Genomic DNA, 7477 nt, shown 5'->3' on the forward strand with positions numbered 1-7477 from the left:
CTACATCCCCACGTGGGAAGGATTTCTCTACCTGGCCACGGTCATCGACTGCCACAGCAAAGCAGTTGTCGGTTGGGCCATGGCCGACCACTTCAAGACCTCCCTGATATCGTCGGCCCTGGACATGGCCGCGAAACGGATACGCATCGAACCGGATGCCGTCTTCCACTCCGATCGAGGCAGCAACTACACCTCCGAAGAGTTCGCGACGGTGCTCGCAGGGCACCGAATGAGGCAATCCGTCGGCCGCACCGGCGTCTGCTGGGACAACGCCATGGCCGAGTCGTTCTTCGGAGCCCTGAAGAACGAATGGCTCCACCGATACGTCTTCACCACACACGCGAAAGCACGCGGCGAAGTCGTCCGATACATCGAAGGATTCTACAACCGCCGACGCCTCCACTCGGGACTCGGCTATCGCACACCCCACGAAGTCCTGCATCCCAAGCGGGAATTGAAACTCGTGGCATAACAAAGACAGCAATTAACCTGTCCGGAAAACGCGGGGCTCCTCACACGGCGAGGATCCACCCGGACCCGGCGCGACTGCGGTCTCGGCCGCGGACGTGCGCGTACGATGCCCGGGTGAGCGGTACACCGGAGACATTCGCCCGGACCACCCTCGGGCGCGAGGGCGACCGAGCACGGACGTGGCTCGCCGAACTCCCGGCCCTGGTCGAAGACCTGCTCGCGCGCTGGGCGTGTGTCCCCGACGGCGAGGCACTGCACGGTGGCGTCGGTCTGGTCGTCCCGGTGCGCCGCCGGACCGGAGACCCGGCGGTACTCAAGGTGTCGTTCCCCCACCCCGGCAACGTCCACGAGCCGGACGCCCTCGCGGCGTGGCGCGGGTACGGCGCCGTCGTGCTGTACGAGCGCGATGACGATCATTTCGCGATGCTGCTGGAACGCGCGCGATCGACGACCCTGGCGCAGGTCGACGACGGTGACGAGGTCGCCGCGGTCGCCGGAGGGCTCAACCGCCGACTCGCGGTTCCCGCTCCACCCGGCCTGCCCCGCCTGCGCGAGCGGGCCGCGGCGTGGGAGAGCCGGCTGCGCGCCGACGCCCGGGAGTCGGCACACACGCTCGCTCCGCACGTGGTGGCCGCCGCCCTGGCCACCGCCCGCGAACTGGGTTTCGATCAACCGGAGTTGATGGTCCACGGCGACCTCCACGCCGGCAACGTTCTGCGGGCGGAGCGTGAACCTTGGCTTGCCGTCGACCCGAAAGGCTTGGTGGGGGACCCGGCCTACGACGCCGGCACGTTCCTCAAGTCACGGGTACCGACTTTTCGGGACGTGGGCGACCTGAGCAGGGCCGCCCACCGGGCCCTCGACATCTTCGTGGAGGCGGCCGGCCTGGACCGCGAACGCGCGCGGCAGTGGGCGCAACTCCGCGCCGTCCAAGCCGCGTTCTCCGGGCGCCGCCACGGATTCCGCCGGGCGCGCACCGGACCGGAACTCACCCGTCTCACCGCCTTGATCGACCACTTGGCCGAGGTTTTGACCCGCCGCTCATAGAATCAACCGGCACGTGCCGGTACGGCAGAGCCGTCCTGCTCGGGTTGGGCTGTTCGGGCTTCCCCCGCCCAGCCTTCCAACTTCGCGCTCGACCCGGACCCTCACATCGCGGACATCGCGGCATCGCGTTCCTCGCGGCGGCCCCCGGCGACGTCCCGCAGGAACTCCGTGATGTCCGAGTGGTGTCCGGCCGGGTGGTGACAGCGTGTGTCCGCCGCGACGGTGGCGTAACGGTCGATGTCGGCCTGAGGGCACCCGGTCGAGCGCAGGGCGTCCACGGCGCGGCGGACCGCGCAGTCCTCGACGGTCATGAACTGCAGGTCGACCCGCGCCTCGACGGGCGCGACGGCGTCCAGGACGAATCGACAGTCGTCGCCGTCCGGGCGGAGCCCGTGGAGCCCGTGATGTACCAGCGCGATACCGAACAGGGGGTCGGTCAGCGCGCGGACGAGATCCCGATGACGAGATCCGGTTTTGCCTCGACCGAAGGTCATGCGAAACGCGAACGTGGTCCGATGCTGGTGGTGGCCGGCCAGATCGTGCCACCCCGACGCGTTGCGGAAGATCATCAGGCGGCGCAGCAGCGCGCTGCCCAGGAAGGCGGTCTCCCGGGCGCGTTCGAGGGCGCGTGGGTATGCCTTGCGGAAGGCGATCTCCCCGGGAGTGAGTGTCGGATGGGTGAAGGGTGCGACCGTCCCCTCCGCGCGGTGTGCCATGCGCCGCACGGTTTCGATCTCGCGCCACGACGACGTCGGCACACCTTCCAGACGCACCCGAGCGTCGGTACCCAGCAGGTGTACGTCCAGGCGACACCACAGCGGGCCGACCCGACCCACGAGGCACGCGCGCACAGTTCGCCGGCGGAGCGAATGATCGACCGCATCGGGGGGATCGAGGGCGTGCGGAGGTCGGGCCATGAGCACGTCCGAATCGTCGCGCCTGAGCTTCCAGGCGTTCCACGCGCTGTACGCCGCGCCTTGGTACGACTACGTGTACCTGCAGACCGCGAGCAGGGAGGTGGCCCGGGACACGGTGCGCGAGGCGTTCGCCCGCGCGCCGTCGGGGTCTCACGGTTTGCGGGCCATCCCGCCGTAACACGAGACCTCGGCGGCCCCGGGCACACTCCCGCCCACCGGCGCATTCCATTGCGCGACGGAGATGACACCCGGCGCGAGAACAGGCCAGGGGAACAGGCCCTCGATCTCCCCGCCCGTCCGGGGCTGGGCAGGGATCCCCGCCTCTTGATAGGCGGACACCAGCTTCGCCCAACCCACCGGATCGAAATCGTGCGTCACGTGCGACAACGCCAGGAAACTCCCCGCAGGCAACGGCCCGGTCAGCCGCGCCAAGACCCCGTGCGGATCCTGCTCGTCGGGCACGAAATGCATGATCGCTATCAACAACACCGCGATCGGCTCCGTGAAGTCCACCGTCGCCCGCAACGCCGGATCCGCCCAGATGCTCTCCGGAGCACGCAGATCCGCCTGTATGTAGGCGGTCGCACCCCGCGGATCACCGGTCAACAAGGCCCGGGCATGCGCCAACACGATCGGATCGTTGTCCACGTAGACCACCCGCGACTCCGGCGCCACCGCCTGCGCCGCGTCGTGCGTGTTGCGCCCCTCGACGGGAATGCCGGTCCCGATGTCGAGGAACTGCCGCACCCCACGCCGCGCCAACTCGGCTACGACACGCAGGAGAAAACCCCGATTCTCCCGGGCGGTGGTGAACAACGAGGGGAACGCCCGCAAGGCGTTCGCCGCCGCCTCCCTGTCCGCGTCGAAGTTCGTCTTCCCACCCAGGTAGTAGTCGTACATCCGCGCCGAATGCGCCACGCGCACATTGATCTCGGGCGTGTCCGCCCGCTCGTCGTCCCACGATCGATCCCGCGCGTCCATACCGGCCCCCTGATCTCGGTCACGCCCCCACCCGCACGGGAACGAGAATCTGTCCCACCACACCATGCCCTGCCGCGCCCGACCGCGATCGAAACGGATCCATCCGATCCGATCCGATCGAATCCGCGAAGACGCCGGTCCCCATCTCGGGGTTGTCGCCCCAGACCCGGATCCGCGCTCGCTGCACCCGGACGCCGCCGAGCGACCGGATCACGTCCATCGTCAGGGCCACGTCGGTCGCGAGCACCGAGACCACCGCACGGAGATCATCGAACGCGTCGAATCCCTCGACCCGTTGGGCTCGTCGAGCGCCCGGGCCGACGGCCGGCGCACTCACTCTTTCCGGTGGCGGCGTGCGTCCGCCCGTTACGTTCTCCCCCCATCGCCGTTACGCAGGAGCACACATGGAGGCCCGGGACCGATGGGCCGTGAAAGACAGGTGACGCAGATGCGAACCGAGGCCGCCCAACGGGTCGAACTGGTCTTCTCCCTCTTCGACGCCAATGCCGACGGAGTCGTCGAATCCGACGACTTCGATCTCATGACGGATCGTGTCCTGGAGGCGGCGGTCGCATCGGACGACGATGCCAAGGCTGCCATTCGGGACGCGTTCCGCCGCTACTGGACGACCTTGGCCACCGAACTCGACGCCGATGACGACGGCGTGATCACCGTTGCCGAGTTCCGCCCATTCGTGCTCGACCCGGAGCGCTTCGGTCCCACCGTCACCGAGTTCGCCGAGGCGCTCTCCGTACTCGGCGACCCCGACGGGGACGGTCTGATCGAGCGCCCGCTCTTCGTCTCGCTGATGAGGGCGATCGGCTTCGAGGAGGCGAACATCCACGCGCTCTTCGACGCCTTCGACCCCGACGCCGACGACCGCATCACCGTGGCGACGTGGGCCGCCGGCATCGAGGACTACTACGCGCCGCATCTGGCCGGGATCCCGGGCGACTGCCTGGTGGCCATCCCCGCCGCCTGACCCCTGGGCCTGGGCCTGGGCGATGCCACTCGGCGACACACGCATCGGTTGCCCCGACAACCTCCGGCGCTCGGCCCCGGTTCCGGGCCGTTCGGCGAGTGCCCGCGCCAGGTGGTGGCGGGGACTCGCGCAAGGACGTGGGGTCGCGTTACGGCCTGCACCAAGGCGTCCGGCAACGGCGTGCGACGGCCACTCGGAGCCAACAGTGCAGTCGAGGGCGAAGGCATCGGCGAGCACTGTGCCGTTCGTTGCTTACCTGATTCGCTGGACTCGGATCCCCCGGGTACTCGGCCAGTGCCCGCATGCCCAGGGCGGCCGGTACCGCGCTGGGGCGCCTACCGGTCACTTCATGGCGCCCCTGCGGGTGGAACGGTGGCCGGCGAGGTGACGGGCGGCCTCGTCGAGGAGGATCACGTCGGCGTCCGCGTGCGGGCGCAGGACCTTGGCAAGCTTGTGCGTTGACGGAGCCGGCCGATCGTCTGCCTGTTACGGCAGGCCGGCGACGGCAGATCGAGCAGGCGGGAGAGTGCGGCCGCGATGGGGACGGTGTGGTCGGGAAGGTGTCGGGACGCCCAGCGGGCCGTGAGCGCGGTGAAGTCGGCGAGGTCCTGCTCGACGCCCAGGAGCAGGTGCCCCAGTTCCGCGGCGGACAGCTCGATCGTCGGGCTGTCGCGTGCCCCGGAGTCGAGGGTGAGTCGGACGGTGTCGCCGAAACGCTCTGTGGTGGGTCGTGGATCGTGGCCGAGCCGGGGCCGGTCCTCACCGCCGTCGGCGACCTCCCACCACTCATGCCAGTCCTCCAGCCCGCAGCAACAGCCGGGCAGCAACGTGACGTTCGTGGAACGGTCCACGACGCGCAGGCCCCGCCCACGATGAGGTACTCGGAGGTCGGCGTGCCGTGCAGGAAGGTTCCGAGCGGGTCGGCCGGTGAGGACGGAAAGCCCTCCTCCGGGTCGGGGCCGACGGTGTTGCAGCCGACGATGCGCATCATCGCCGTCCCGACCTGCGCCGCCGAGAGTCCAGCGCCGAGCGGAAGGTAGCCGAAGGGCTCCGTCTCGGCGACGGGCCAGAAGGCGAAGTCGTCGGCAGGAGCGTCCATCCTCAACACGGGGCACATCACGCTCACCGGGCGAAGTGTGCCCTACTCCCGCCCCATTCTGCCCCCGGATTACGCCCGGGCACTCCACCACCAACCAACGGTTGCAGCGCGGATGTCCGGACCGGTCGAGAACCGAGATTGCTGTCGGGGCTCCCCGATGTCATTCACCATTTCCCAAGTTGTCACCGACCGATGCCGGCGGCCCGCCACGCCGCGAACAGGTCTCGTTGCGCGCGGAAGGAAGTCGTCGTCGTGCTCGGTGTCGAGGAGCAGCGTGACGGCCACCGTGCGGACTGCGGGAATGTCCAGCGTCAGGACGGTCAGGATGCGCTCCATGTCGGTGATCACGTCCTCGACACGGCGCGGGGGAACGACGCGCCGCCGTCGAGCCTGTTCGGCTCTTCCGACCACCGCCGGCGTGTGCAGGCGGCCGCGGCAGCGGCCAGGGCGAACGCCGCGACCTGCGGCCCGCGCGAGTCGTTCGGAGCGGATCAGCCCACTGGCCCAGCGGGCCCCGGGAGAGTTGTTGCCGACCCGGCCTTTCCCGAAGTCGTCGTCGCGAGCGTGGAGTCCCGCAGGGGCCACGGGTTGGGCATCTGCCGACGTGTCCGAGCGCGCCACAGACGGGCGGTGTAGGTCGCGCAGCCGTCGATCCGGACCGGATAGGGGACGGACCAAGCGAGCGCCCACCTCAGCAGACCGCGTGGACACCAACCGCCCACCCACGCGAACTCCCAATCACGCAACCGGATTTCCACTCCCGGATGCCGGCGGCCGTCGGCCACGGCCGCTACGGTTGGCACTCGCGCGGTCACCTCCGCGCTTTGACGACCGATCAGACGTCACCCCTCGGAGAAGGGGCACCACCTTGCGTGGTCGTCGACAGACCATCCGTCCCGCCGCCCTCGCGCCGGCCCTGATCACAACTGCCCTCGGCGTGGTAGGGGCCGCGTCGCCGGCACGGGCGGACTCGGTCCGAGCCGCTCAGTGGTATCCGGACGCGTGGAAGATCGACGAGGCGTGGAAGGTGTCGCGGGGCAACGGCATCACGGTGGCCGTGATCGACACCGGTGTCGACGCCACGCACCCCGACCTGGCCGGTCAGGTCCTGCCCGGGCTCAACGCCTCGACGGACAAGGACGGCCACGGAACGATGATGGCCGGCCTCATCGCCGGGCTGGGCCGCTCCGGCAACGGCCAGGGCGCGTACGGTATCGCTCCGGACGCCAAAATCCTTCCGTACAACTCGGCTCTGTACGACGGAATCCAGAATCTGGACAAAGTCATCGACGGGATCCGACGGGCCGCGGACTCCTCGGCCAGGATCATCAATCTCTCGATCGGCGTCAGCACGTCGGCACCCCAAATGGCGGACGCCGTCGCCTACGCGCAGACCAAAGGGAAGCTGCTGGTCGCCGCCGGCGGCAACACGCCCGAGTTCTCCGGGCGTTCACCGGTCTACCCGGCGGTCTACCCCGGTGTGCTGGGGGTGTCCTCACTCGATCGTCAGGGCTCGCCGTCGACCACCGCGGTCGCCGGATCGTGGATCTCCATCTCCGGCCCCGGGTCGGACGTCCCCGCCGCATGCACGTCCGCCACCCGGGATACCGTCCTGATGGCACTCGGAGGCAGTCCCATCACCTCCCACGACGACTACTCGGCCTGGGCCGACAGCCTCAACCACGCCAAGAACTGGGCCGTCATCGAACACAACGGCCTCTACCCTTCCGTCTACCTCATCTGGCAAGACGTAAAGTACATCGGGGTACAAATGCGCACCTGGTACACCCTCACCGCCTTCATGCGGAGCAACGGCCAGTGGCAGCCGCACCACGCATACGTGGACATGGTCGCGTACCGGAAGCGCCTATGGGACCTCAACCGCCTCAGTGAGCCCCCCGCCTCGGACCGGCTCGACGCATCCGGCACCGACCGGTCCGCCGTTGGGCCGCTGGGCCCCGGCGCTCTGCGGAACCCGGC

10 protein-coding genes are annotated in these 7477 nt (G+C 69.2%); 5 read left to right on the plus strand and 5 right to left on the minus strand.

The features are described 5' to 3' along the window. A partial coding sequence (locus GT354_RS46565; protein ID WP_161356313.1) for an IS3 family transposase occupies positions 1–472 on the plus strand: 472 nt, incomplete at its 5' end. A 113-nt stretch (positions 473–585) separates the two neighbouring features. Beyond that, positions 586–1518 carry an aminoglycoside phosphotransferase family protein gene (locus tag GT354_RS46570; RefSeq protein ID WP_161363685.1) on the plus strand — a complete coding sequence of 311 codons (933 nt, stop codon included), beginning with the start codon at positions 586–588 and terminating at the stop codon, positions 1516–1518. A 101-nt stretch (positions 1519–1619) separates the two neighbouring features. Here the strand turns inward: GT354_RS46570 and GT354_RS46575 are convergent, their stop codons facing one another. After that, complete coding sequence (locus tag GT354_RS46575; RefSeq protein ID WP_161363687.1) at positions 1620–2369, minus strand: hypothetical protein; 750 nt, start codon at positions 2367–2369, stop codon at positions 1620–1622. Positions 2370–2433: 64 nt separating this feature from the next. Between GT354_RS46575 and GT354_RS46580 the strand changes: the two genes are divergently transcribed. Then, positions 2434–2613 carry a hypothetical protein gene (locus GT354_RS46580; protein ID WP_161363689.1) on the plus strand — a complete coding sequence of 60 codons (180 nt, stop codon included), beginning with the start codon at positions 2434–2436 and terminating at the stop codon, positions 2611–2613. Here the strand turns inward: GT354_RS46580 and GT354_RS46585 are convergent. Next, the gene (locus GT354_RS46585; protein ID WP_161363691.1) at positions 2586–3416 is read right to left on the minus strand and encodes an SAM-dependent methyltransferase; all 831 of its coding nucleotides are present in this window, start codon (positions 3414–3416) and stop codon (positions 2586–2588) included. The two genes, GT354_RS46580 and GT354_RS46585, sit on opposite strands and share 28 nt — an antisense overlap. 19 nt (positions 3417–3435) lie before the next feature. After that, positions 3436–3753 (minus strand): hypothetical protein, encoded by a 318-nt coding sequence (locus tag GT354_RS46590; protein ID WP_161363693.1) that lies wholly within the window; start codon positions 3751–3753, stop codon positions 3436–3438. A 111-nt stretch (positions 3754–3864) separates the two neighbouring features. On the opposite strand from GT354_RS46590, the gene GT354_RS46595 reads away from it, so the two are divergent. Next, the gene (locus GT354_RS46595) at positions 3865–4398 is read left to right on the plus strand and encodes an EF-hand domain-containing protein (RefSeq protein WP_161363695.1); all 534 of its coding nucleotides are present in this window, start codon (positions 3865–3867) and stop codon (positions 4396–4398) included. A gap of 410 nt (positions 4399–4808) precedes the next feature. On the opposite strand, the gene GT354_RS53120 is transcribed toward GT354_RS46595, so the two are convergent. Both GT354_RS53120 and GT354_RS46605 read right to left on the minus strand, forming a co-directional pair. Then, positions 4809–5249: a hypothetical protein gene (locus GT354_RS53120; RefSeq protein WP_202513072.1), complete on the minus strand. Its 441-nt coding sequence runs from the start codon at positions 5247–5249 to the stop codon at positions 4809–4811. A gap of 317 nt (positions 5250–5566) precedes the next feature. Then, the gene (locus tag GT354_RS46605; protein WP_161363697.1) at positions 5567–5845 is read right to left on the minus strand and encodes a hypothetical protein; all 279 of its coding nucleotides are present in this window, start codon (positions 5843–5845) and stop codon (positions 5567–5569) included. Between the two features lie 520 nt (positions 5846–6365). Here GT354_RS46605 and GT354_RS46610 point away from each other — a divergent pair. Continuing rightward, positions 6366–7477: S8 family serine peptidase (locus tag GT354_RS46610; RefSeq protein ID WP_161363700.1), on the plus strand; the 1112-nt coding region annotated here is incomplete at its 3' end.

The sequence above is a fragment of the Streptomyces sp. SID3343 genome (genome assembly GCF_009865215.1).
GTDB lineage: Bacteria > Actinomycetota > Actinomycetes > Streptomycetales > Streptomycetaceae > Embleya.